Raw genomic sequence first — 24861 nt, 5'->3', positions numbered from 1 at the left:
TTAAATTTATTGATCTAATTCAGATAATGGTTTTCCAAATAAACGTTTAAAGGGAATTTTATTGCCTAAATAATAAGTAGCAATTACTTGAATAGGAAAGAAAATAACTGTTTTAATTAAGCGTGGCACCCACCAAGCAAAATTTGCTAGATTGACGCCATACATTAAACTTAACCACAAAGGAGTTAAAATGATATTAATTAAAACGGTGACCAACAATGTCGCCAAAATCACTCGTTGCCATGTCATTTCTTTCTTATAATAGAAATAACCATAAATAGCACCAGCCAAAAAGGCATTTAAAGTAAACCCAGGAAAATAGCCTGCCTTTGGAAAAAGCAACATTCCTACCACATCAGCCACCGCCGTGCCGATTCCAGCCCAAAAAGGTCCGAAAATCATCCCAATCAATGATTCTGGAATAAACGTGAAACTGATTTTTAAAAACGTTGTTTCATACGCAAAAAATCGTGAAAAGACAACGACCACCGCAATGAGTACGCCCATTAACGCAATGGATTTTGTGCCAAATTTTTTCTTTGTCATTTTTAGCATCTCCTCTAAGAGCTGCTACATGACGAACCATGCAGCGAATGCGAAAACAAAACCGCGAACATTAAAAAGCTGAACGTGTTGTTCTGATGATAAGCAAAGTAAGAACCTTTGCTTTCTAGCAACACACTGTTTATGTTCTTCGTCCAAAAGGCAACATCCCATCCTTTTAGCACTTAACGCTTTGTCTCCTACTCTGTTATTTTATTTGGACAAAAGTCCTCATAAAATATACCACAAAATAGTCAAAATAACCATTAAGGTTCTCTAAAAAGCTAACGGTCGACGATCCCCTTCATGGATAACCTCACGGAAGTCCGCAAACCCCGCCTCGACACCTCTCAAAAGAATTTCAGCACTGCCGATATTGGTCGCTAAAGGAATTTCATAGACATCACTTAGACGAATCAAAGCCGTCACGTCTGGTTCATGCGGTTGCGCGGAAAGAGGATCTCTTAAAAAAATAACTAAATCAATGTTGTCTTCTGATATCATTGCGCCAATCTGTTGATCCCCTCCTAATGGCCCTGATTTAAAGCAATGCACGGGTAGGCCAGTTGCTTCCATCACTTTCATGCCTGTCGTTCCTGTTGCATACAATTCATGTTTTTCTAAAATATGTTTATAAGCGGTTGCTAGTTTGATCATTAATGTTTTTTTACGATCATGAGCGATTAAAGCGATTTTCATGTTATCCAACTCCTGTCTTTGTTATATTATAACAAAAGTTTAGCGATAAATCCGCTGAGAGTGTTTGTCCTTTGTCATCTTGACGAAAAAGTCTTCTTTTTCTTGTGCAACTCTCCCTTGCTGAAAGATAGCGTTTTCATTTAAACTGTAAGTAACAAATCAAAAAGAAAAGAGTGACGTATCAAATGGTGGAAATGGCGCTTAGAAATGTGTATAAAAAATATGACAATGCAGAACATTATTCTGTTACAGATTTTAACTTAGAAATTACAGACCGTGAATTTATCGTCTTTGTCGGACCTTCTGGTTGCGGTAAATCAACAACATTGCGCATGATTGCTGGCTTAGAAGATATTACTGAAGGTGAATTATCAATTGGGGACAAAGTCATGAATGACGTTGCACCGAAAGATCGTGATATTGCCATGGTTTTCCAAAACTATGCGCTTTATCCGCATATGACTGTTTTTGATAACATGGCTTTTGGTTTAAAACTAAGAAAATATGATAAAGCTGAAATTAAAAAACGGGTGGAAAATGCTGCGGATATTCTGGGCTTAACAGAGTACTTACAACGTAAACCTGCGGCGCTTTCTGGTGGACAACGCCAACGTGTTGCACTTGGCCGGGCAATTGTCCGTGATGCCAAAGTCTTTTTAATGGATGAACCTTTATCAAACTTGGATGCAAAATTACGTGTAGCCATGCGTGCTGAAATCGCTAAACTACACCAACGTTTAGAAACTACGACAATTTATGTGACACATGACCAAACCGAAGCGATGACCATGGCTGACCGAATCGTAATTATGAAAGATGGCTTTATTCAACAAATTGGTTCACCAAAAGAAGTTTACAATACACCTAAAAATATGTTCGTAGCTGGGTTCATCGGCTCACCTGCCATGAATTTCTTCAAAGTTACCTTAAACAATGGGGTTATTTCTAACCAACATGGCTTAAAACTAGCAATTCCTGAAGGAAGAAACAAAGAGCTTGTTGAACATGGTTATGAAGGCAAAGAATTAATTTTCGGTATTCGTCCAGAAGATATTCATAGCGAACAAGTGGCTTTAACAGCAATGAAAGATGCGGTGATTAAATCTGAAGTCGTTGTTTCTGAATTATTAGGGGCTGAATCCATGCTTTATACAAAAATTGGTGATACAGAGTTTATCTCAAAAGTAGATGCTCGTGACTTCCACCATCCTGGTGAAATGATTGACTTAGCTTTTGATATTAACAAAGGACATTTCTTCGACCCTCAAACAGAAGAAGTCATTAAATAAAAAATCTCGAGGCATCCGTCACAATGACGGATGCCTCGATTGTTTCTCTTTATGCTAATTTAACCTTCTTCTTTATCACTTTGGGTTGTTTCGCTTCTGTAAAAGTTGGAATATCTACATGTTTACTTAAGGTACTTGCTAAAAAGTAGGCAATACTGAAATCCACCAAACTATGAATTAATCCACCAACGCCCATCAAAAGAAAAATAGAATACATGAAGCCAGCTGTATAATAGGTTCCTGGCAAGTTGCCCATTGTGTAAAATACAGAAACAACCACTAGCTCGGCAGCGGAATGAATCACTCCAATTCCCACGTTAAACAACTGTAATTTCCCATTTAATAAAGTGAATTTCCCCTCTTTATTGATTAAAATTTCTGGATGCTTTTGTAAAATCACTGCGCCAATGACTGCAAAAATCAAATGAGATAAGGCCCGCAAAGCAATAATCGGTGTTGCGGATAAGAAAAAACCAAAACCTGTTCCTAGACTAACCGCAATTGCCACCACTGGAGAAATAAACATGGCAATAAAAACTGGGACGTGACTTGCTAACGTAAAACTGGCTGGACCAATGGTAATTCTTGGCATAACCATTGGAATGATAATCCCCATTGCAATTAAAAGTGCTGAAATTGTTAAACGTTTTACTGAGTTTGTTTTCATTAAAACTGCCTCCTAAAGGTGTCATGACACCTTTTGTTTTTCTCAAGTGTAGCTGAACAGCCGCAATGTGTCAAGACACATAAAAGAACTTTCTGTTATTTCTCATAAATAACAGAAAGTTCTTTTTTATACTGGTTTATTTTTTTCTAAAGCATTACTTAAACGAGCGAATTCTTCTAAAGACAATGTTTCACCACGTCTAGAAGGATCAATTTCTGCTTCAGCTAGGCTCTCTTTTAGCCAAGCCACCGTTTGTTCATCTTTCCCATAAAAATGCGTTAAGTTATTCCACAATGTTTTACGTCTTAATTGGAAACTGGCTTTGGTTAATTTGAAAAATTCTTTTTCATTGGTCACTGTCACCGCTGGTGTAGCACGGCGCGTCAATTTAATAATCGCCGAGTCAACATTGGGTTGCGGCACAAAAACTGTTTTTGGCACAATAAAGGCGACACTTGCTTCCATAAAATATTGGACAGCAATTGATAATGAGCCATAAGCTTTCGTTCCTGGTTTAGCAGCAATTCGATCAGCGACCTCTTTTTGCATCATCACAACCATTTCAGCTACATCTAAAGAAGATTCTAAAAAATGCATCATAATTGGCGTAGTAATATAGTAAGGTAGGTTAGCCACCACTTTAATCGGATACTTCTCTTGAAAAACTTGGTTGGTTGTCTCGACCAAATCAGCTTTTAAAACATCTTGATGCACCACTGTTACATTATCATAGCGACTTAAGGTATCTGCTAAGACAGGAATCAAGCGATCATCAATCTCAAAAGCCACAACTTGTGCCGCGTTCATCGCTAATTGCTCTGTTAATGCACCAATTCCAGGCCCGACTTCGACAACATTTGTCTGCTGATTAATTCCCGCTGTTTCTACAATTTTTCTTAAAATATTAGGCTCTGTCAAAAAATTTTGACCTAAACTCTTTTTAAATGAAAATCCATGCTTTTTTAGTATTTCTTTGGTTCTGGATGGTGTGGCAATTTCTTTATAGTCCGTCACGCTTGTTCCTCCATGTAGTTATTCTTCGTTTGCAAGTTCTTTTAAAATACGTGTCATGCTTTCTTTCAATTCTGCTTCTGTAATCCGAAACATGCTTAACCGTTTGACTAACTGTTTGCTATTTGTATAGCCAATTCTTAGGTCATCTCCTAATAATTCACGGTATTTTTTTGCATTTGCTCCCGCTATTAAACCATATTCAACTAGTGTTTGTCTAGGAATTTCTTGATAGTCTTCATCAGCTTGAACAGGTGTTACGACTTTTTTTAAGGCTTCAATAATTGCTTCATCACTAGCATGTTCAACCCCTAGGCTACCGCCATTTTTTTTAGGCACTGCGACTTTTCTTGATAAAAAAGCATGCTTTGCATCAGGGACAACTTCCATTATTGTTTTACGAATTTTTTCGCCCGAATAGTCTGGATCTGTAAAAATAATTACGCCTCTCGTTTCTTGTGCGTGTTCAATTTGTGTCAAAATTTCATCATTGATAGCAGAACCAATCGTTTCAATCGTATCCGCTTCAACTACCTCTTGAATGCGGCGTGTGTCGTCTTTCCCTTCAACGACAATGATTTCTGCAACTTTCATTTTTTCCTTCATTTATCTATCCGAAACAAGCGATGAGCGTTGACTCTCGTTTGTTCTGCCACTTCTTCAAAGGTTAGTTGTCGTAATTCAGCAATTTTTTCCACTACGTATCGTGTATAGCCTGGTTCATTCCGTTTACCACGATAAGGAACGGGAGCTAAATAGGGTGCATCTGTTTCCACCAACATTCGTTCGAGTGGTACCGCCATCGCCGCTTCTTGAACATCCAACGCCTTTTTAAACGTTACGACTCCACTAAAAGAAATATGCAGACCTAAATCTAAAAATTTCTTCATCCACTCGGCATCACCACTGAAACTATGCATGATTCCACCAATATCTGAAATTTTTTCATCTTTTAAAATTCGATAGGTATCTTCTAATGCCTCTCTCGTATGCACACTAAACGGTAAATTCATTTCCCGAGCAATCGCAATTTGACGGCGAAAGACTTTTTCTTGCACCTCTTTAGGATCCTCCATCCAGTAATAATCAAGACCGATTTCACCTAATGCGACAATTTTTGGCAACGTTAATTGTTCTTGTAATCGTCGTTCAACCTCTGGCGTATAGCTACCCGCTTCTGTTGGATGCCAACCAATGATACTATAAATATTGGCATATTCCTGACTAAGTAAAAGAGATTTTTCAATCGTTGGTTCATCAAAACCGACCACGGCCATCTCTGTAACACCCAATTTTTGGGCATGTGCAATCGTTTCTGGAATATCATCATTAAATTGTTCTGCATTCAAATGTGTATGTGTATCAAAAATCATTATGATTGCCTCCTTTATCTCCTCTCTACTTTATCATATTTCTTGAAAAATCTGAATGACTAGGCGACAAGATTCGCCATTTCCTCATAAACAGCGCTTGCATTTATGCTAAAAGTAACGTATACTATTCAGTCATGTTATTAAAAGGAGGAATCTCCATGACCGATGAAAAAATTTATGAACAACAGCATTTAACAACGGTTTATCATGAGCTGCAAGCGGCTAAAAAAGTTTACGAAGAGCAATTGGCGAACACAATGAAAGATGGCAAACATATGCTAGAGGAATTTGGTCGCGATTCTAAGCTGAATTTTGATAGTTATGCCGATAATCTAGAAACGTTTGCCATGTTGGAAATGAAGAACCGTGAAATTGATCAGTGGAACTTAAAAAATGAAGCAACGGCTAAAAATTTAGACAAAGTGAAACGCCTATTACAAGTTCCTTATTTTGGCAAAATTGGCGTGACTTTTGAAGACAGCCCTGAAGAGCCAGAAAACTTTTATATTGGCGTAAACGATTTTACTTCTTTAGAAGAAGAAACGCGCATTCACGATTGGCGCTCACCGATTGCTTCGTTATTTTATGACAATGTTTTAGGGAAAACAGCCTACACGGCACATCAACAAACCATTCCTGTACAACTTGATTTGAAAAGACAGTTAATTATTGAAAAAGATCAATTAATCAACTATTTTGACACAACCATTGCGATTCAAGATGATGTGTTATTGCATTCTTTAGAAGAAGATGCTTCTCCTTATATGAAGGACATTACGACAACCATCCAACAAGAACAAAATCAAATAATTCGTGACGAAACGCAGCCACTCCTACTAGTCAACGGGATTGCCGGTAGTGGGAAAACGTCTGCGATTATGCAACGGATTGCTTATTTACTTTATCAACATCGAGTAGAAATTACAGCGGATAATATTTTATTACTTTCACCAAATTCAACATTTATTGATTATATTTCTCAAGTTTTACCGAATTTAGGCGAACGAAATCCCTTGAATTTGACTCTTTTACAATTTTTGCGCTTCACTACCAAAGAAGCATGGCCAATGGAAGAAGAAACGGACTATTTCGAACGCATTACTCGCTCTGAGGCAACAGAGCAAGAGCACGTTATTCGTTCAAAAGAATTTGCAACGTTTCTTTTAAGCAATCCTGAAAAAGCAGTTGTGCAGCCACATTTTTTCCGTCCTTTAACTTTTAAAAAGCAGACCTTATTTACTTCAGAAACAATTTTTAAACTTTATCAAGAAACACCAGCTGATTTGAGTATTCGCCAACGAATTTCAGCCACAAAAGAAAAGTTAACCAGTCTTTGGACACGGTACTTATTAAAACAAGCCCATTCTAAAAAAATGTTGGATCAATTCCAAGATTTAACAGAAGCTGAACAAGTTCGTTATTTTGGCACAGTGATTACCGAAGATAATGAAAAACATCTGGCTGATTTTGCTTTAAAACGTTTGAAGAAAAAATATCGCTCTATCACTGCCGCTATTAAAAATGATGCTTGGCTAGATCAATGGGCCTTTTTTGAAACGTTTTATTCTTTATTCACTGAAAAATCGTATCAAAAAGAGACAGCTGTTTTCACAGCCGATGAAATTGTAGCCCTTATTTTGGTGAAACATGCATTTATTGAAAATCTCGCCAACCAGCAAATGGCTTTTATCCTAGTCGATGAAGTCCAAGATTATACAGAAGCCCAATTATTATTACTGCTGACACTTTTCCCTAAAGCTAGTTTTACTTTAGCTGGTGATGAAAATCAAGCCATTTTTAATACAGCCATTGAATTTTCTGAAGCTCATGATTTATTGGTTAACGAAACCAGCCGTTCTGTTGGAACGTATCAATTATTAAACAGTTACCGTTCAAGTAAAGAAATTACACGACTCTTCCAAACATTAGGCACTCAACCAGAGCAATTAACCATTGTGCCCATCCGGCATGATGGAGAAAAGCCGACATTTATTCCTTGTGACTCTGCGTCTGACTATCTTAAAGCAATCGTCACTTCCATTGCAACTTTTGATCCGAAAGAAAGCACCGCCATTATTACTAAAACATTTGCAGAAAAAGAACAATTAACAAAAGAACTTAGTGCTTCTCTTTCATTGGAAGAGCATCCGTCACTGCAAGTTTTATCAATTGATATGGCAAAAGGTCTAGAATTTGATAATGTAATTCTTCATAACCCAAATGTTAATCGTTATTCCAACAATAAACGAGATAAAAAAATCCTGTATACTGCTATTTCTCGTGGAATGAAACGGGTCGTTTTACCTTATACCGGCACACTTTCTGAATGGTTTACACCTTACTTGGCAGCCCAGTAACTGAGACTTAAGGCGGATTTTATTTTTAGAAAAACCACTTATAATAGACGAGTAGGCACTGCTTTTTAATTAGCAGACCTACTCGTTTGTTGTCTCTTAAGTTGAGAGGAGCGTGAGAAGGTGAAACAATCACCTGATTTAGAAAATTTTTTAAAAACCTCTATCCAAAAAAAAGTAACTATTGAGCGAAAACAACAAAACCAAACCATTTGGCACTGGCTACTGCTTATTTTATTTGGCTTGCTAACCTTTGGCTCACTGACACAGCAGTTACTCCTAATTGGCTTGTTTACACTTATTGCCGCTATTGTTAAAGGTCCCTTAATGCTCGTCTGGGGAACCATTTATTCGGCGTTAGTGGCTTTGTTTCCACCTTTCGCTTTAGTCCTATCTTTACTTTTTTTTATAATTAATTTAGGCACCGTTATGAAAAGTTGGCGTATTACTTTAACAAGTGCTTACTTTTATCTAATTCCTTTAGGTTTTAGCCTTTTGAAAACGACCAACTGGGTATCAACGCCTTATTTCCTGACAGGCTTGGCTTTGTTAAGTATTTTAGGGCTGCATTTTATATTAGAGTGGCTCTATAAAAATAATAGCTTAGGCCGTTTACTCACGTGGCAAATTATTAGTGTCCCTTTTTCACTCTTACTGATCATTTTACCAAGTCGCCTAACGAAAGGCCGTTTTGGTAAAAAACGAATACCTAAAAAAGTGAAACTCTAACATAGAAAAGCCTAGGAAAAATCGCAAATGATTTTTTCTAGGCTTTTCTTCGATTCTTTTAATTTAAAAATTCGTTGATTTTCGATTTTAGGACGTCGATAATATTATTTACTTCTATATCGCCACTTTCTATTTTTTTCCACAAAACAAAGCCCCAAATAATTATATTTATCGTAACTAAAGTACCAATAATACGTTTATTCCTAGCAGATGTATAGGCCTTTCTCCATTTTGGATCATTTTTACGTCTTTTTAAAAATTCATAAGTATGATAAGCCATCAAACTTCCCCCACATCAAATCACTTTTCTTCTAGTATACAAAAAAAATAGTAAAGATAAAAGGTTACAATTCACCTTTTATCTTTACTACTTATGCTTTTATGCAATTCCTGCACCATTTGGCATTTCTTTTGGTGCTTCAACAATTTGAAGTTTCCCTTCTGGTGATTCAGCTGAAAGAATCATTCCTTGGCTAATTTGACCACGCATTTTTCTTGGTTTTAAGTTAGCCACAATAACTACTTTTTTGCCAATTAGCGCAGCTGGATCTGGATAAAATTCAGCAATACCTGAAAGAATTTGACGATGGTTTTCATCTCCAGCATCTAAACGGAATTGCAATAATTTATCTGCTCCTTTGACTTTTTTACAGTCAATAACTTCGGCAACTTTTAATTCCACTTTATCGAAATCATCGTACTTAATTTGTTTTTCTTTCGTTGAAACCAACGTTGTTTCTTCTGGATTCCATTTAATATCCTCTTCTGTAGCACTTTCGCTTTGGGACATTTTCTTTTGAATATACGTTACTTCTGTTTCAATTTCTAAACGTGGGAAAATAGGTGTTCCTTTACTTGTTACTGTTACGTCTGTTGGGAACTCACCAAAATGAATATTTTCCATGTTCATTGTTTCTGGATCTAAGCCTAATTGTTCGAAAATTTTCCCTGGTGTTTCTGTCATGACTGGTTGCAATAAGATTGCCACAATTCGTAAGCTTTCCGCTAAATGGATCATGACACTTTCTAATTCATTGCGTTTCTCTTCTTCTTTAGCCAATACCCAAGGCGCTGTTTCATCAATATATTTATTGGCACGAGAAACTAGCGTCCAGATTTCTGCAATAGCCGTATTAAATTCCATTTTTTCCATTGCTTCATGATATTTTCCAATAACATTCGCCGCAGTTGTCGATAGTTCACTATCAAACGGGGTAACTTTTGAAGCATAGGCTGGTACTTTGCCATCACAATATTTATTAATCATCGCAATTGTTCGATTCAACAAGTTTCCTAAGTCATTAGCTAAATCATAATTTAAGCGAGAAACGAAATCTTCTGGTGTAAAGACGCCATCACTACCAAATGGAATTGCTCGTAATAAATAGTAACGTAACGCATCTAGACCGTAGCGTTCTACTAACATTTCAGGGTAAACAACATTTCCTTTAGATTTAGACATTTTTCCGTCTTTCATCAATAACCAACCATGTCCAAAGACTTTTTTCGGTAATGGTAAATCCAAGGCCATTAACATAATTGGCCAATAAATCGTATGGAAACGCACGATTTCTTTCCCTACCATTTGCACGTTCGCAGGCCAATATTTTTGGAATAATGAATCATCTTCTGAGCCATAACCTAGTGCTGTAATATAGTTTGATAACGCATCAATCCATACGTAAACCACATGTTTTGGATCATTTTTTAATGGAATTCCCCAAGAGAAAGTCGTTCTTGAAACGGCTAAATCTTCCAATCCTGGTTTGATGAAGTTATTTAGCATCTCATTTTTACGAGATTCTGGTTGAATAAATTCTGGATGTTCTTCGTAATATTCTACCAAGCGATCCGCATATTTACTCATGCGGAAGAAATAGGATTCTTCTTTAACTAATTCGACTTCGTGACCACTTGGTGCTTTCCCACCAATGACATTGCCTTCATCGTCACGATATACTTCAGCTAATTGTGTTTCAGTGAAAAATTCTTCATCAGAAACTGAATACCAACCTTCATATTCTCCAAGGTAGATATCTCCTTGTTCTACTAAACGATCAAAAATTTGTTGCACGGCTGCCATGTGATAATCATCCGTTGTCCGAATAAATTTATCATAGCTGATATCTAATGTTTTCCATAATTTTTGAACATCTGCTGCCATTTTATCAACGTACTCTTTTGGTGTCACATTCAACTCAGCAGCTTTTTTTTCAATTTTTTGGCCGTGTTCATCCACACCTGTTAAATAAAATACATCAAAACCCATTAAACGCTTGTAACGGGCCATTGCATCGCAGGCGATTGTTGTATATGAATTCCCAATATGTAACTTCCCACTTGGGTAATAAATTGGGGTGGTAATATAAAATGTTTCTTTCTGTGACATACAGAAAAAACCTCCTTTAGTCATTTTCCTAAACCCTCAGGATTTACTCCTAAACAGTATACCATAATTAGACATTATTAAACTATATTTCTTGTCGGTTTTCTCTTGAAAATGAAGAAAATGCCAGAAAGAAAAGAGAGAAACACCTGTCTATTTGACAAGTATTCCTCTCTTTTTTCGTTCATTTTTATTCTTTTGTCTCGAAACGAACGATACTATGGTGACGTCCATAAAAGAAATAAATAGCCAAACCAATCACTACGGCTACGCCAAATACTTGCCAAGTAGCTAAAGACAATTGAAACATCAGAGCGGCGCAAACCACGATTGAAATTAATGGTAGAACCGGCACAAGCGGTACTTTAAATTCACCTGCTTGCGGTTCTCCTTTCATTGTCCGTAATTTGATAATTCCTAAAGCGAGAAACATCAGATAAAAGAGTGTCACGATATTTGTAAGTTCAGCCAACATCTCCATTGGAACAACACCAGCAAAAACCATTGCTAAAAATCCAGCTACATAGGTTGCATTCTTAGGTGTGTGCCGCTTCTCATCGATTTTGCTCATAAACTGCGGCAATAATCCATCTTTACTAATCGCATAAATCACACGGGCTAAACTGTACATCATCGCAATCGTCACTGTTAATAAGGTTAAAATAGCACCAACTGAAATGATTGTCGCAATTGCGCCATGATTAATGAAGCGCATCGCAAAAGCCACCGGATCCTTGACCCCTAAATCCGTAAATGGAACAATCCCAGTTAAAACTAACGTAACAACAATATATAACAATGTTGAAATAATAATGGAACCAATAATCCCTTTTGGAATATCTTTTTTCGGATTCTTCACTTCCTCCGCGGCCATGCTGACCGCATCAAACCCTAGAAAGGCAAAGAAAACTAAAGCAGCACCACTGAAAACGCCTGAAAAACCATAAGGAATAAATGGTTGCCAGTTCGTTGGTTTCACATAAAAGATTCCCACGAGAACAAATAATAAAATAATCCCAAACTTCACGAAAACCATTAAGTTATTTAAACGTAACGCTGTTTTCGCTTCTAAAGATACCCAAAAAGTTACGGCTACAACGACCAACATGGCAATCAAATCAATATATGTACCATTTGTTGGATTATAAGCGCCACTTAACGCTTGCGGCAAAGAAAAACCTAAGCTATCCAAAAAGCCATGAACATAGCCTGACCAACCTGAAGCAACGGATGAAACCGCCAAGAAAAACTCACAAATAATCATCCAACCAGTCATCCAAGCTACAATTTCTCCAAAGACCACATACATGTAGGCATACGGCCCACCAATGACCGGAATACGTGATGCAAATTCTGCATAGCATAAACCAGATAAAATAATCGCGGCTGCTGCTACCAGAAATGATAAGACGAGCCCTGGACCTGCATAGCGTTCCGCTGCGACACCTGTCACAACAAAAATCCCTGTTCCTACTACAGCCCCAATTCCTAGAAAAATTAAGTCCATCGTCTTAAGATTTTTTTTCATCCCACCACTGTCATTGACAGGCACAGTGATTTCTTTTTTTCTGAAAATAGACATGTGTTTACCCCCGTAAAAAAAAATAAGCGTAAATAAACTATTTACGCTTTCATATACCCTAAAAGAATACCACCTAGAATAACAAAAATGCAACCAAAAATAACATAAAACATTTCTTTTTTTGATTTTCTTTCCCCTAAAAGGAAGATGCCCCCAAGAGTCGAAATAATAATCCCCATTTGTGATAAAGAGAAGCTAATAGCTAAGCCAATTTCACGCATGGTTAATAACATACAAATATTTCCTAAGCCCCAAAGCAGACCCGTCGTCATATTCATCCAAACAAAACGATCAACTGTGACTTTTTTGAAGGCAAAGAAACTAGCCCCCACTAACATACCAATACTTTGTGGCAAAATAATTCCCCACGGATCTAAACCAGTGGCATTAATAATGATGGTATAGACGCCATACCCAACTGTTGAGAAAATCAACGCCCGAATCCCTTTATTAAAATCTAACATACTGTTTGAGGTTTTCGGTTGACTGTCATCATCTTGTCGAGCTGTTAAATACACCCCAAAAACTAAAAAGGCCAAAGCGATAAAGCCCACAACAAAGTCTTTTGTTTTTGTCCATTCATGGAAAAAAACAGCCCCTGCAACGGTATTAACAACTAACTGCATCCCAGTTGAAATTGGTAAGCCAACTGAAACGCCCATATATTTCATGCTATGAAATTGTTGATTCTGTCCCAAACTCCAGAATAAACCAGATATAAATCCAACAATTAATGTGGCTGTCGTCAACGTAGGCTGGATGACAAAAAAGACAACAATTGAAAATAGTAATGCGCCGATTGTCATACCTAACGTTTGTTGATTGGCGCTTCCACCAATTTTACCGCTGACTAAACCAATACTGCCCCACGCAATCATGGGCACTAAAGCGATAAGTAAACTCATAATATTCTCCTAACAAATTTATTTCATTTCATTCTAACAATAAAAACGTTTTCTAAACAACTAAGAAGAGTAAGAGAAGTTAGCAAGAAAGTTTTAATAAATAAAAAAAGGCCTATCACCTCTTTAATTTGCTGATAGACCTACTTTTTATTTCACTTCATTATAATAACTGAGGGAAGGGAAAAACAATGTCATCGTCGTACCTTGCCCTTCTGTCGATTCGACTGTTAAATCATGACCTAACTTTTTCGCTAAGCTATGAGCCAAATACAGACCAAGACCAGTCGAATGCTGTTCGCTTTTTCGCCCGTTTTCACCAGTAAATCCTTTATCGAAAATGCGTCGTTGATCTTGCATCGGAATGCCAATCCCAGAATCTTTTAAAGATAAATAAATACCTTGTTTATTTTTGGAAATTAGAACCGTAATCGTGCCGCCTTCTGGCGTATACTTGACTGCATTACTTAATAATTGGCGGAAAATAAAAATGACCCATTTTCGGTCGGTTAAAACCGCTTCATCTTCCCCTTCAATTGAGAATTGCAATCTTTTTTGGATAAAATAATTTGCTTGCGTACGAACAACAGATTGCACAATTTCTTTTAAAGAATATTCTTGGAGTAAATAATCTCGAGAAAAGCTGTCCAGTCTAGCATAATATAGGACTTGCTCGACATATTCATCAATTTTACCTAACTCATTTTCCAATAGATAATATTTTTTCTCTGGAATATCATCTTCGACAGATTGTACCAGTAACGTGATAGCCGCTAGGGGGACTTTGATTTCATGAACCCAAGAGTCAATGTAATCTTTTTGGTCCTGTTGGTTGTTAATTGCTTGCTGCATGGTTTGTTGGTGCTCTTGCAATAAACCGTTAATATACGTTTGGACAAGTAGTTCTTCTTCTTTTTCTGCTGTATTCAAATATTCTTGTAAAGAAGGCGGCTCTTTTTCCGTTGCCAACGAAAGCCACCACTTACGTTTTAAATAATAATCAATTGTTAAAAATAGCGATAAAAAAACACTTTGCAGTAAAAAGATATAGCCAACCACTGTCCAATCTAAGCGGACATTAGGAGCCAACCATAAAATAAAACAAGTTAAGAACAGAAAAAATAACCAACCAATTAGTAATAACCAGCGATCTTTTAAATACTTTAGAATGGTCATTGTCTACTCCTATCTAGGGCACCATATAACCGACGCCCACTTTGGTTTCAATATAGCCAGCAATCCCTGCTTGCTCAATTTTTTTTCGTAAACGATTGATATTTACCGTCAACGTATTGTCATCCACAAAACGTTCATCGTCCCATAAAGCGCGCAATAGTTTTTCACGTGTTAAAATTTTTCCGTGCTTTTTCATTAAAAGATACAGTAATCGGTATTCATTTTTACTTAAATCGATCATTTCGCCTTTGATTTCCATTCGTCCATTGTCCACATTTAAAGTAATGCCATTATGTGAAAGCACTTCACTATCCGTATCGGAATAGTTATAAGAGCGGCGCAACAAAGCATTGATTTTAGCAATTAAAACATCTATCTGGAACGGTTTTGTAACAAAATCATCCGCGCCCATGTTCATCGCCATAATCATATCCATATTGGTACTACGACTCGAAATAAAAATAATTGGTACTTTAGAAACTTCACGAATTTTTTGACACCAATAGTACCCGTCGTACACAGGTAAATTAATATCCATCAAGACTAATTGAGGATTCTCCTCTTGAAAATCATCCAATACATCATTAAAATCGGTTGTTCCAATCGTTTCAAATTGCCATTTTTGTAATTCCTCGCTAATTAATTCTCGAATGGTTGTTTCATCTTCGACAATCATGATTTTAGCCATGCAATCCCACCTCTTTTATTTCTAAATTTTCATCTTTCTTATCCTAACAAACTTCATTCTTTTTGGATATAGGACTTTATGATGATTTTTACACTATTTCAAAAATAGGCGCTAATAATTCCCATTCTGATAACATGATGAATTTACCAACGAAAGCAAAAATACCATCTAATAATAACACAGACATATTAATTCCTAATACAATAGAAGCTTTTTCGACAATTGGCATGGACTTTTTATTTTTCAAAATAAGATATAAAACAAAGTTTGTTCCATAAGTAAAAACTGTTAACAACACAATTAACTCAATCATTTTACCACTTCCTATTTTGGACTTTTCATTTTTCCTTCAATAATTGCTACTCTTAATTATAGCATAATCTTATAAAAAAATCGGCAGAGTCCTAACCCTTAAGATAAACAACAGAATAGAAGTGGCTTCTTTGAAACTCGCAAGAATCGAGCCTTTTTTAAAAGTTGAAGGTCTTGATCCTTAAAAGACAAGTCCTTCAACTCTAATATGTTCCATGTATTGGAATTGATACCAACGTAACGAAGTGTAGTCGATCAGACAACCTCAGTTTTTCTAATGATTATATTTGTCATACACTTCTTTTAACTGGTTTAAATCTATTTTTTTCATTTGGTACAATTTTTTGGTCACTTCATTTGCTCTAGCTGGATTTGAGTCAGATAAATAACGTTTCAGTTCAGGATTGCCTGTTTGCCAACTGACCCCAAATTGATCTTCCATCCAGCCACACGGCCATTCTTTCCCTTTAGCAGTCACTTGTTGCCATAGCCGATCTATTTCCTCCTGATTTTCACAATCAATATAAATGGAGAAGGCCATGGTAAAATCAAAATCATGTTTATCTCGTGCATCCATTACTCGAAACGGTTGCTCCTGTAATGTGAAAAGTGCTTGCGCAATGTTCCCATCTTCATATTCAACTTTTTCAATTATTTCGCCTGGACCGAAAATCGCCAACCATTCTGATAGAGCTTTGGCTGCTTCGCCATATCTTTCATTAGCAAACATAAAGGTTGGTACAATTGTTTGTTCTTTTCCTGAAAAAGACACTTGCCAAGAGACACCAAATTTGTCCACTACCCAACCATATAAAGGACTAAAAGGATATTCCCCAAAAGGCATCAATATCTGTCCGTCTGCTGTTAAATTTTTCCACAACGTTTCTGTTTGTGATAATGTTTTACATTCAACAAAAAATGAACTAGCTGGCGTAAAGGAAAATTCTGGTCCGCCATTTAAACCAATGATTGTTTGGTTCGCCAAGGTAAATTCAATGGTCATTAATGATGTTCCATGAGGTTGATGCTCCTCATTAACGTAGTTCGTTTTACTTAGAATCGCACCTTTTTCAAAGATTGTTGTATAGAAGTTAGCAGCTTCTTCCGCTTGTGTGTCAAACCATAAACAAGGTGAAAATTTAGGCATTGTGGTTCCCTCCTTCGTTTTCTTTAGTGTAGTCAAAGATTGATAAATAAACAAAGAGAACGTTTTAGTATTTATTCATTTCCGTCTGATAGAATCGATAAATTGCTTGTTTTACTTCTTGAAGCAAGGAGGATTTTAAATGTCCCCGTGTCAAAAAATAAAAGGAACGCCAATACTTTTCACCTAACGTTTGGAAAGGAATTTTTTCAGTAATCGCCTTTCTTGAAAGCAACGATTGCCCCATGCCCAATTCCAACATTTTAACAATCATTTCATTATTTTTAACCGTCATGAGTGTTGGGCTTTGATTACTTTCTTCTAAATACTGTTGGGTATAATGAAAGACCCCAGAATCCTTTTCACGTACCAACCAATTCTGATTGGCAGGGTCCCCAGCTAAAACCAATTGATCCTGAATAATTTCTTCACGAGAGGCGCCTTTCGTAATTAATGGTTTTTCGATAAAGCCAAAATCAACTTGATGTTTTTCAACTTTTTCCACTACTTCTTCTGAATTGTTCATTTCTAAAACAAAATTGATTGTTGCATACTGTGTCTGTAAATGCTGCATCAGTTGCGGCAAATAATAAACTGCAAAAGTATTAGACGCAGCAATTCGGCAAGTTTCTTTAGGTAATCTCGCCTGATGAAGAGCTGTTAATGTTTCTTGCCAATCATCAGCTAAATTTAGCAAACGATTATACAAGACTTCCGCTTGCCTAGTAGGGACTACATCTTGTCGACCATTTCTTAAAAACAATGAACAGCCTAATTCTTCTTCTAATTGTTTGATTTGATTAGAAACGGCTGGTTGTGAGATATATAGGCAGGTAGCTGCTTTGGAAAAGTTCATTTGCTCATACACAATTTGAAAAGTCTTTAATAATTTAAACATAGGCATCCTTTCGATAACTTTCTATTATAAATATTATTTTAACTATTTATTTCTCAAATGTAAAAAATTTCGTTATACTGGAAGTAATGAACAAGAAAGAGAGATTTTTTCAATGAAAAATTCAGAAAATGATTATATCCAATCTTTATTCCAAATTCTTCCCGGCTTGCTAACAGCTTTCCTTGTCGCCTGCCTTAGCAAGTTTCTTGCCATCTGGTTACCTAGCTTAGGCGCCGCAACGATAGCTATTTTACTAGGAATCTTTTTGGGAAATACCTTTGTTCGCGGTGCCAATTTAAATCGCGGAACCAAAGTAGCCGAAAGTAAATTACTAGAATTTTCTGTTGTTTTATTGGGAACCACCGTGACCTTTCAAACGATTGCCCAAATTGGCTTACAAGGTGTCGCATTTATTCTCATTCAAATGTCGCTGACCATTATTTTTGCCTATTTGATCGGTAAAAAACTGGCTTTTTCTGATAATATGTCTTTATTGATGGCTGGTGGTAATGCCGTTTGTGGGTCTTCTGCCATTGCTTCGATTGCTCCAGCAATTCAAGCAGATGAGGAAGAAAAAGGCCAAATCATTACTTTAGTAAACTTATTAGGAACCGTTTTAATGTTGACCTTACCCATTTTAAGTGGGATTCTCTATGGTACCAATTTGTTGGCTCGTAGCGCACTAATCGGAGGGACTTTACAATCAGTTGGTCAGGTTGTCGCCAGTGCCAATATGGTCAATGAGAACGCAGTTCAACTTGCGATGCTCTTTAAAATTATGCGAATTGTCCTACTCGTAGCAGTTGTCTATTTATTTGGACGTTTCAAGCAAAGTAAGACGGCAGAATCAGAGGCTGAGTTGGTAGAAGTCACCAAAAAAAGTAGCGCCCTACCTTGGTATGTAGTTGGCTTTTTCATTGCCTGTGTCTTTAATAGTTTGATTCATTTCCCCGTCGTGATCAGTGAGACTGCTCATTTCTTTAGTTCTTGGTTTGAAATTACTGCCTTGGCAGCAATCGGGTTACGACTCGATTTTAAAAAGTTTTTCCAAGAAGGCAAACGTTTCTTAATCTATGGTTTATCAGTAGGAACTGTTCAAGTCGTCCTAGCCATTTTGTTGTTGGCACTGCTACAGTTCTAATAAAAAAGTTTGACGTTAACACGTCAAACTTTTTTATTTCAGCTTATTCATGCTATTATGAATAAGGTTTTATTAACTTAAAGGAGTTTTTCGATGTTATTTAGTATTAAAAAAAGCGAATGGTTAGGCAATGAACGAAATGATCTATTTGCGGGTCTCGTTTCTTCTGTCGCCATTTTACCAGAAGTAATCGGGTTTGCGATTATTGCTGGTGTTCACCCGCTTTCTGCAGTGTTTGCTTCAGCTGTTACTTTACTTGTGATTACTTTTACGGGCGGCCGTCCGGCAATGGTCTCGGCGTCTGCTGGTTCAATGGCCTTAGTCCTTGCAGGCTTAATTCAAGCACACGGTTTGTCATACATGCTTGCTGCGACTATTTTAACAGGCTTTCTACAATTTATTTTAGGTTATTTAGGTATCCATAAATTAATGCGCTTTATTCCCAAGACAGTGATGTACGGATTCGTCAATGCGTTAGCCATTTTAATTTTCATGGCGCAAGTACAACAATTGCCTCATCAAACACTGTGGTCCTACGGTATGATTATCTGTAGTATCTTACTTATTTATCTATTACCTAAGTTTATTACAATTGTGCCTCCTGCTTTAATTGTTATTTTATTCATGACTATCCTTTCCTATTTTTTAAAAGGTCATTTGCAAACGGTAGGTGATCTTGGTGAAATGAGTCAGTTTCATCCAGCGATCCGTTGGCCTAATGTACCCGTCAACTTAGAAACGTTGTGGATTATTTTACCTAGCTCTGTTGCCTTAGCAATGGTCGGGTTAATTGAATCTTTATTGACGATCCCCATTGTGGACAAAATGACAGCGAGCCAAAGTGATAGCCAACGAGAAGTTAAGGCGCAAGGATTCGCTAATATAATTACCGGCTTTTTTGGTGGCCAAGCTGGCTGTGCGATGATCGGGCAAGCGGTCATTAATGTTAAATCTGGAGGACGAAAACGGCTTTCTACTTTGATTTCAGGTATTACCCTCCTTCTATTCATTTTTGTTTTTAAATCCGTGATGGTAGCCATTCCTACAGCTGCATTGATTGGGATCATGATGACAGTGGCAGTCGACACCTTTGATTGGGAAAGTTTGCAGCTTTTCCGAACTTTTGAAATTACTGAAATTGTTATTTTACTCGTGACAGTGGGTGTGATCGTCTATACGCATAATTTAGCGATTGGAATTATTCTAGGTGTTCTTTTAAGTGGTCTTCTTTATCATTTTTTCAAAAAAGAACCAAAAAAAAGTTGCTAGCTTTAGCAACTTTTTTTATTTTTCCCAATGTTTCTTCAACGCTTCTTTTTCTATTTTCTTAATGAACGCATCTTTGCCATCCATATATTTATCAATGCTATCGGGGTGTGCTTGGGCCAATTGCTTTTTTAATGTACCATAGGTTGTAGCAATTGCCGGATTTTCTCGTAAATAATTTCGAAAAGCAAGATGGTGCAAAATTTCTTGCGTATTGTCAAACTGATAAATATGCACATGATGTGTTCTTTTTATCGGGCCTTTTCGTAAATAACGACGTCCTGATAGTCCAAATTCCCCCATATATTCATAACCGATTCTTTCAAATTCCCCTTGTAACAGGTCTACTTTTTCAATTTCTTCAACAATGACCAAAAAATCAATAATTGGTTTGGCTGCTAAATTAGGCACAGAGGTACTACCGATATGTTCAATTTTAAGACAATTTTCCTTTAGAATCTGTTTCAACGCTTTGGCTTCTTCTTCAAACTGTTCCACCCAGGCTGGTTGGTATTCAGTAACGATTACCCGCATGATTTCTTCCCTCTTTTCTATATCCGTTTCATATGTAAAATAGGAAACGGATTTCCTTGAGGATCTTCCTTTGATTCACCAATTACTTGAAATCCTTGAGATTGATAGAACTTCACTGCCCCTTCATTTTGTTTATTAGCATCAACAAAGATAATTGATTCTTGCTCTATTAACTTTTTGATAATTTCTCCACCATAGCCTTTACGAAAATAGACTGGGTCAATAAATAACATTTCCAACGTTTGTTGATTTGTTTTACTAAAGCCCACACATTTCTGTTCTTCATTTAACCACATACTTAATTGAACTTGTTGAAAATAATCAGGTAAAACCACTTCGATTTTATCAATATCTGCCTGACTCAAAAACAAATGGGTAGCTTCTACTGAAGAACGCCATAGAGAAATTAATTGAGGATAATCAGTTTTTTTTACTTCTTTTTGGTTCAGCATTTTTAATTCCTCCCTATCTAATAAACAAAGTATACCACATTTTGTCTCTCTCAATTCCATAAAAAATAGTCAAACCAACCGTGTTTTTTCTGTCGATTTGACTGTCTCTCTCTATTAACTCTGATGGCTAAACAAGTAAACTAATCAAAGCCACGATAGCTAAGCCGCCTTGTGTTAAAATGATTTTTTTATCACTAGTTAAGCTACCGTACGCCGCCACTAAAATAATATAAATCAATAAAAATTTTGTCATCTCCATCGTTGCTTGCGCAAAATAGACACTATAAATAAGTCCTGCACCGATTAGTCCATTATAGATTCCTTGATTTTTAAACAATGTAGTGACTGATTTTCTTTGTAACTCTTGCCTATCCATTTTAAAAACACGGCTTGTTGTCTCAGATGTTGGTACAATCGTTTCTAAATACATAATGTAGAAAAATTCTACAGCCACCAAGGTTACTAAAATTGTTGAAATTAATGTCATCTGCTCCCTCCTCCCATTCCTTTGAACGAAGTAATTTTATGTAATTTTTGCTATGATGTAAATAGATATGCCTAGCCTTAACGAAAGGAAGAAACCTATGACTTTTCAAGAAACTATTAGCGCCTATATCCAAGAACGTTATCAGATAACGCCCGATTTTCCTTTTAAAAAACATCCAGACTATCTCGTCTTTCGTCATCCTAGAAATGCGAAATGGTTTGCTTTAATTATGCCACTGGATGCACAACTGCTCGGCGCTACCGAGAATAAGCAGCTCACTATTTTGACCGTTAAACTTGCGCCTGAATTGATTGCCTTATTAAAGAACCAACCTGGCTATTTTCCTGCCTATCATATGAATAAAGAGCATTGGTTAAGTCTTTCTGAAGAAATTCCGCTCTCACAAGTTTTTTCATTTATAGATGAAAGTTACCAACGGAGTTATTAAAAAAAACACCCTACTCAAGGAGTAGGGTGTGAAAGATTATTTAAGCTTATTTGCTTAAAGCGTCTTTTGCTTGTTCAGCTAACGCTGTAAATGCTGCTGCATCGTTAACGGCTAAGTCAGCTAACATTTTGCGGTTGATATCAATCTCTGCCAATTTCAAACCGTGCATTAATTTAGAATAGCTTAAGCCATTCATGCGAGCTGCCGCGTTGATACGTGCAATCCATAATTTACGGAAGTCACGTTTCTTTTGACGACGGTCTCTGAATGCATAGTAATAAGAGTTCATTACTTGTTCTTTTGCTGATTTAAATAAAGTATGTTTTGATCCGTAGTAGCCTTTCGCTAACTTAAGGACTTTTTTACGACGTTTACGGGTTACTGTTCCACCTTTAACACGTGCCATGTTGAATTCCTCCTAATATCTTGTTTCTCTTGACGGTAATCTAAAAGTCACCGAGTTGTTTTATTTCATTCTTGCTAATTGTTGGCGGATACGTTTGTAATCGCCTTTTGCAACCATGCTTGCTTTACGCAATTGACGGCGTTGTTTTTTAGTTTTACCGTGGAAACGGTGAGATGTAAAGGCACGGCCACGTTTTAAGCCGCCTCCACCAGTACGTTTTACACGTTTTGCTAATCCGCGGTGTGTTTTTTGTTTTGGCATGACTAATTTTCCTCCTCAAAATCTTTGCTTCAAGTGAAAGACTCTAACAGTCACAACTGTCGAATATCCTTCTTGTAGAAATTACCAAAAGTCCGAATGCTCGGTCTCTTCGTTTACTTGTCGTTTTTCGGTGCCAGCGTTAGAAACATGCTGCGTCCGTCCATTTTCGCTTTTTGTTCCACTGTGGCGATGTCCGCAGTTTCTTCAGCTAAGCGATCAAGAACTTTCTGACCAATCTCTTTATGGGTAATGGCACGGCCTTTGAAACGGATAGAAGCTTTCACTTTGTCTCCTTTTTCTAAGAACTTACGCGCATTACGAAGTTTTGTATTGAAGTCATTTACGTCAATTGTTGGACTTAAACGAACTTCTTTGACGTTGATCACTTTTTGTTTCTTGCGAGCTTCACGCTCTTTCTTTTGTTGTTCGAAACGGAATTTTCCATAATCCATAATTCGCGCAACTGGTGGTTTCGCTCCTGGCGCTACAAGTACTAAATCCAAGTTTGCAGATTCAGCGATTTGTAATGCTTCTGCTTTGGTTTTTACACCTAATTGTTCACCATCTTGTCCGATCAAACGTAACTCGCGTGCACGAATGCCGTCGTTAACCATCATATCCTTTGCTATGGTCATTCACCTCCAAAATTTTTAAGAGAAAATCCTAACGGAAGTCTGCTTTGTTTGCTAAATGCAATAAAAAAACAGGTTCCTATCCAGAACCCGCCAACAGTCTGCCTTACTTAAAAAAATAAGGAATACTTTATCTAGCCCAGCGATATACTCAACTAAGGCGAGAAGCGGGTGCTTCTGCTTTCATTTCTCAACTTCACTAGTTTACCTTAGTTTATCCTAGTTGTCAATATATTTCCTCAAAAAAAACGAATCTAGCACTAGATTCGTTTGAACTCGTATTTTGATCATTAATAATTAGTGGACTGTCCCAATGTGACTTCCTAGAAACAAATGGTTCAACACATGGTGTACATTTTCTATCCCCTAGGCGATCCCTGTAGTCCCTACAGTTCTTCTATTTATAAGGTTTCTCGTTTAGACAAGCCACGTTCTAAGATTTTTTGGCTTCTAAGATACTCTGAATTTTCTGTACTTTCAGAAAAAGACAACTCTGTTTCTATCTCCTCTGACTCAATACAAATGAGTTTTTTGCCATACCATTGTGCTTTATACAACAGTTTAGCTAAAAATAAAGACCAAGCCAGTTCCGAACGATCATGTTTTGGCGGCCGCTCATTACTGTGATGGGCTTTTTCAATACAAATAACATCATAACTTGAAACCAATTCCGTTGTAATTTTGTTTAAAATATCCGTTCGTTGGTTGGCTATTTTTTCGCGAATTTTTGCGACTTTTATTTTTTGTTTTTGATAATTTTTTGCTTGCGAAAGATCGACACCTTTTTCTAAAGCAATCATTTTACGCTTGTTTAATTTTCGTTCTTCTTGACGTAGTTTTTGCTTTAAATGCTTTGAACAATAGCTTTTTTCGAAGCTTTCACCATTCGAAAGCAGCGCAAATTTTTCCCTACTGCTACAAATTCCCACCATTTTTTGTTGCTTTGTTTTCGTTTCAATCGGCGCTTCACACAAAATGGAAACATAATAATTGTGACTCGCACTCATAGAAATAGTTACAGATTTTATCTCCCCCAGCGGTTGGCGGTGTACCTTCATTTTAATTAAAGATTTCAATTTAGGTACTTTCAAATAACGATTATCCAAAATTTTGACCGTGCCATGTTGATTGTTCGTAGTGTAGGAATGCACCGTTTCTTTCTTTTTCTTTTTTGGAAAGCCCATCCCTTTTTCCCGATAAAAATTTTTAAAGGCTCGATCCAAATAAACTTGTGCATTTGCCAAGGCTAAACTATCAACTTCTCTGAGGACAGGGTATTGTTTCTTATATTTAGCTGGCGTTGGCATTTTAAACGTTTGTTGAGGATTTTTTCGCATCTCTTTGTAGATATCAATCCGGTCTTGTAACATTAAATTATACACCAAGCGAACACAAGAAAATGTTTTTTGAATAAACTCTTCTTGTTTTGAGGTTGGATAAAGTCTGTATTTATAAGCTTTCAGAGCCTTCATCTCATAACC

General features: G+C 36.8%; 28 protein-coding genes, 1 riboswitch and 1 other annotated feature. Of the genes, 6 read left to right on the top strand and 22 right to left on the bottom strand.

Annotation, left to right across the window (positions count from 1 at the left end):
- Nucleotides 1–6: 6 nt before the first annotated feature.
- Together IGK72_RS03815 and mgsA are read right to left on the bottom strand one after the other, a co-directional pair.
- Nucleotides 7–555: a folate family ECF transporter S component gene (locus tag IGK72_RS03815; protein WP_002385065.1), complete on the bottom strand. Its 549-nt coding sequence runs from the start codon at nucleotides 553–555 to the stop codon at nucleotides 7–9.
- 30 nt (nucleotides 556–585) lie between these two features.
- A riboswitch (THF riboswitch) is annotated at nucleotides 586–753 on the bottom strand.
- 66 nt (nucleotides 754–819) lie between these two features.
- Complete coding sequence (gene mgsA, locus IGK72_RS03810; RefSeq protein ID WP_002355823.1) at nucleotides 820–1242, bottom strand: methylglyoxal synthase; 423 nt, start codon at nucleotides 1240–1242, stop codon at nucleotides 820–822.
- Between the two features lie 185 nt (nucleotides 1243–1427).
- On the opposite strand from mgsA, the gene IGK72_RS03805 reads away from it, so the two are divergent.
- Entirely contained in the window at nucleotides 1428–2531 is a 1104-nt protein-coding gene (locus IGK72_RS03805; RefSeq protein WP_002355822.1) for an ABC transporter ATP-binding protein, read from the top strand.
- Between the two features lie 49 nt (nucleotides 2532–2580).
- Here the strand turns inward: IGK72_RS03805 and IGK72_RS03800 are convergent, their stop codons facing one another.
- The 4 genes from IGK72_RS03800 to IGK72_RS03785 all read right to left on the bottom strand — a co-directional run bounded on the left by IGK72_RS03800 (nucleotide 2581) and on the right by IGK72_RS03785 (nucleotide 5582).
- On the bottom strand, nucleotides 2581–3198 hold the full coding sequence (locus IGK72_RS03800) for a hypothetical protein (RefSeq protein WP_002355821.1): 618 nt from the start codon (nucleotides 3196–3198) through the stop codon (nucleotides 2581–2583).
- A gap of 126 nt (nucleotides 3199–3324) precedes the next feature.
- Nucleotides 3325–4212 carry a 16S rRNA (adenine(1518)-N(6)/adenine(1519)-N(6))-dimethyltransferase RsmA gene (gene rsmA, locus IGK72_RS03795; protein ID WP_002358849.1) on the bottom strand — a complete coding sequence of 296 codons (888 nt, stop codon included), beginning with the start codon at nucleotides 4210–4212 and terminating at the stop codon, nucleotides 3325–3327.
- Nucleotides 4213–4230: 18 nt separating this feature from the next.
- Nucleotides 4231–4815: a ribonuclease M5 gene (gene rnmV / locus IGK72_RS03790; RefSeq protein WP_002355818.1), complete on the bottom strand. Its 585-nt coding sequence runs from the start codon at nucleotides 4813–4815 to the stop codon at nucleotides 4231–4233.
- Nucleotides 4812–5582: a TatD family hydrolase gene (locus tag IGK72_RS03785; protein ID WP_002355817.1), complete on the bottom strand. Its 771-nt coding sequence runs from the start codon at nucleotides 5580–5582 to the stop codon at nucleotides 4812–4814. Before IGK72_RS03785 ends, rnmV begins: the two co-directional genes overlap by 4 nt.
- A gap of 134 nt (nucleotides 5583–5716) precedes the next feature.
- Here IGK72_RS03785 and IGK72_RS03780 point away from each other — a divergent pair, with 134 nt between their 5' ends.
- Together IGK72_RS03780 and IGK72_RS03775 are read left to right on the top strand one after the other, a co-directional pair.
- On the top strand, nucleotides 5717–7939 hold the full coding sequence (locus tag IGK72_RS03780) for a HelD family protein (protein WP_031324393.1): 2223 nt from the start codon (nucleotides 5717–5719) through the stop codon (nucleotides 7937–7939).
- A gap of 120 nt (nucleotides 7940–8059) precedes the next feature.
- A complete protein-coding gene (locus IGK72_RS03775) occupies nucleotides 8060–8665 on the top strand; it encodes a hypothetical protein (RefSeq protein ID WP_070416135.1) in 606 nt (201 codons plus the stop codon).
- A 58-nt stretch (nucleotides 8666–8723) separates the two neighbouring features.
- Here the strand turns inward: IGK72_RS03775 and IGK72_RS03770 are convergent, their stop codons facing one another.
- The 9 genes from IGK72_RS03770 to IGK72_RS03730 all read right to left on the bottom strand — a co-directional run bounded on the left by IGK72_RS03770 (nucleotide 8724) and on the right by IGK72_RS03730 (nucleotide 17753).
- Nucleotides 8724–8945 (bottom strand): hypothetical protein, encoded by a 222-nt coding sequence (locus tag IGK72_RS03770; protein ID WP_002355814.1) that lies wholly within the window; start codon nucleotides 8943–8945, stop codon nucleotides 8724–8726.
- Nucleotides 8946–9044: 99 nt separating this feature from the next.
- Nucleotides 9045–11054, bottom strand: coding sequence for a methionine--tRNA ligase (metG, locus tag IGK72_RS03765; RefSeq protein ID WP_002373542.1), 2010 nt, complete (start codon nucleotides 11052–11054; stop codon nucleotides 9045–9047).
- Nucleotides 11055–11241: 187 nt separating this feature from the next.
- Entirely contained in the window at nucleotides 11242–12633 is a 1392-nt protein-coding gene (locus IGK72_RS03760; protein WP_002361373.1) for an amino acid permease, read from the bottom strand.
- A 41-nt stretch (nucleotides 12634–12674) separates the two neighbouring features.
- A complete protein-coding gene (locus tag IGK72_RS03755) occupies nucleotides 12675–13538 on the bottom strand; it encodes a GRP family sugar transporter (RefSeq protein ID WP_002361372.1) in 864 nt (287 codons plus the stop codon).
- 147 nt (nucleotides 13539–13685) lie between these two features.
- Complete coding sequence (gene sapS / locus IGK72_RS03750) at nucleotides 13686–14711, bottom strand: two-component system sensor histidine kinase SapS (RefSeq protein WP_002358842.1); 1026 nt, start codon at nucleotides 14709–14711, stop codon at nucleotides 13686–13688.
- Nucleotides 14712–14724: 13 nt separating this feature from the next.
- Nucleotides 14725–15399, bottom strand: a complete 675-nt coding sequence (gene sapR / locus IGK72_RS03745; RefSeq protein WP_002355809.1) for a two-component system response regulator SapR — start codon at nucleotides 15397–15399, stop codon at nucleotides 14725–14727.
- 88 nt (nucleotides 15400–15487) lie between these two features.
- Nucleotides 15488–15712: a hypothetical protein gene (locus IGK72_RS03740; protein ID WP_002355808.1), complete on the bottom strand. Its 225-nt coding sequence runs from the start codon at nucleotides 15710–15712 to the stop codon at nucleotides 15488–15490.
- Nucleotides 15713–15985: 273 nt separating this feature from the next.
- Nucleotides 15986–16858, bottom strand: coding sequence for a VOC family protein (locus IGK72_RS03735; protein ID WP_002380128.1), 873 nt, complete (start codon nucleotides 16856–16858; stop codon nucleotides 15986–15988).
- A gap of 64 nt (nucleotides 16859–16922) precedes the next feature.
- Complete coding sequence (locus IGK72_RS03730; RefSeq protein ID WP_002358839.1) at nucleotides 16923–17753, bottom strand: LysR family transcriptional regulator; 831 nt, start codon at nucleotides 17751–17753, stop codon at nucleotides 16923–16925.
- A gap of 112 nt (nucleotides 17754–17865) precedes the next feature.
- Between IGK72_RS03730 and IGK72_RS03725 the strand changes: the two genes are divergently transcribed.
- Both IGK72_RS03725 and IGK72_RS03720 read left to right on the top strand, forming a co-directional pair.
- Complete coding sequence (locus IGK72_RS03725) at nucleotides 17866–18894, top strand: YeiH family protein (protein WP_002355805.1); 1029 nt, start codon at nucleotides 17866–17868, stop codon at nucleotides 18892–18894.
- A gap of 93 nt (nucleotides 18895–18987) precedes the next feature.
- Entirely contained in the window at nucleotides 18988–20163 is a 1176-nt protein-coding gene (locus IGK72_RS03720; RefSeq protein ID WP_002380126.1) for a SulP family inorganic anion transporter, read from the top strand.
- A 15-nt stretch (nucleotides 20164–20178) separates the two neighbouring features.
- On the opposite strand, the gene IGK72_RS03715 is transcribed toward IGK72_RS03720, so the two are convergent.
- From IGK72_RS03715 to IGK72_RS03705, 3 genes are all read right to left on the bottom strand, one after another.
- Nucleotides 20179–20694: a GrpB family protein gene (locus IGK72_RS03715; RefSeq protein ID WP_070416136.1), complete on the bottom strand. Its 516-nt coding sequence runs from the start codon at nucleotides 20692–20694 to the stop codon at nucleotides 20179–20181.
- 17 nt (nucleotides 20695–20711) lie between these two features.
- On the bottom strand, nucleotides 20712–21206 hold the full coding sequence (locus IGK72_RS03710) for a GNAT family N-acetyltransferase (protein ID WP_165548409.1): 495 nt from the start codon (nucleotides 21204–21206) through the stop codon (nucleotides 20712–20714).
- A gap of 67 nt (nucleotides 21207–21273) precedes the next feature.
- Nucleotides 21274–21633, bottom strand: coding sequence for a DUF1304 domain-containing protein (locus IGK72_RS03705; RefSeq protein ID WP_002361363.1), 360 nt, complete (start codon nucleotides 21631–21633; stop codon nucleotides 21274–21276).
- A gap of 67 nt (nucleotides 21634–21700) precedes the next feature.
- Here IGK72_RS03705 and IGK72_RS03700 point away from each other — a divergent pair, with 67 nt between their 5' ends.
- Nucleotides 21701–22081 (top strand): MmcQ/YjbR family DNA-binding protein, encoded by a 381-nt coding sequence (locus IGK72_RS03700; RefSeq protein WP_002385048.1) that lies wholly within the window; start codon nucleotides 21701–21703, stop codon nucleotides 22079–22081.
- A 46-nt stretch (nucleotides 22082–22127) separates the two neighbouring features.
- On the opposite strand, the gene rplT is transcribed toward IGK72_RS03700, so the two are convergent.
- From rplT to IGK72_RS03680, 4 genes are all read right to left on the bottom strand, one after another.
- Nucleotides 22128–22487 (bottom strand): 50S ribosomal protein L20, encoded by a 360-nt coding sequence (gene rplT / locus IGK72_RS03695; RefSeq protein ID WP_002355799.1) that lies wholly within the window; start codon nucleotides 22485–22487, stop codon nucleotides 22128–22130.
- A gap of 60 nt (nucleotides 22488–22547) precedes the next feature.
- Nucleotides 22548–22748 carry a 50S ribosomal protein L35 gene (gene rpmI / locus IGK72_RS03690; RefSeq protein WP_002355798.1) on the bottom strand — a complete coding sequence of 67 codons (201 nt, stop codon included), beginning with the start codon at nucleotides 22746–22748 and terminating at the stop codon, nucleotides 22548–22550.
- 113 nt (nucleotides 22749–22861) lie between these two features.
- Nucleotides 22862–23383 (bottom strand): translation initiation factor IF-3, encoded by a 522-nt coding sequence (infC, locus tag IGK72_RS03685; RefSeq protein ID WP_002355797.1) that lies wholly within the window; start codon nucleotides 23381–23383, stop codon nucleotides 22862–22864.
- A gap of 54 nt (nucleotides 23384–23437) precedes the next feature.
- Nucleotides 23438–23569 (bottom strand) — a sequence feature (ribosomal protein L20 leader region).
- Between the two features lie 212 nt (nucleotides 23570–23781).
- Nucleotides 23782–24852, bottom strand: coding sequence for an RNA-guided endonuclease TnpB family protein (locus tag IGK72_RS03680; RefSeq protein WP_070416138.1), 1071 nt, complete (start codon nucleotides 24850–24852; stop codon nucleotides 23782–23784).
- Nucleotides 24853–24861 lie beyond the last annotated feature (9 nt).

It is taken from the genome of Enterococcus sp. DIV0183, from assembly GCF_050541505.1.
GTDB lineage: Bacteria > Bacillota > Bacilli > Lactobacillales > Enterococcaceae > Enterococcus > Enterococcus faecalis.
Note: the sequence above shows the minus strand (reverse complement) of the source record. Positions and strands in the feature narration are given on the sequence as shown.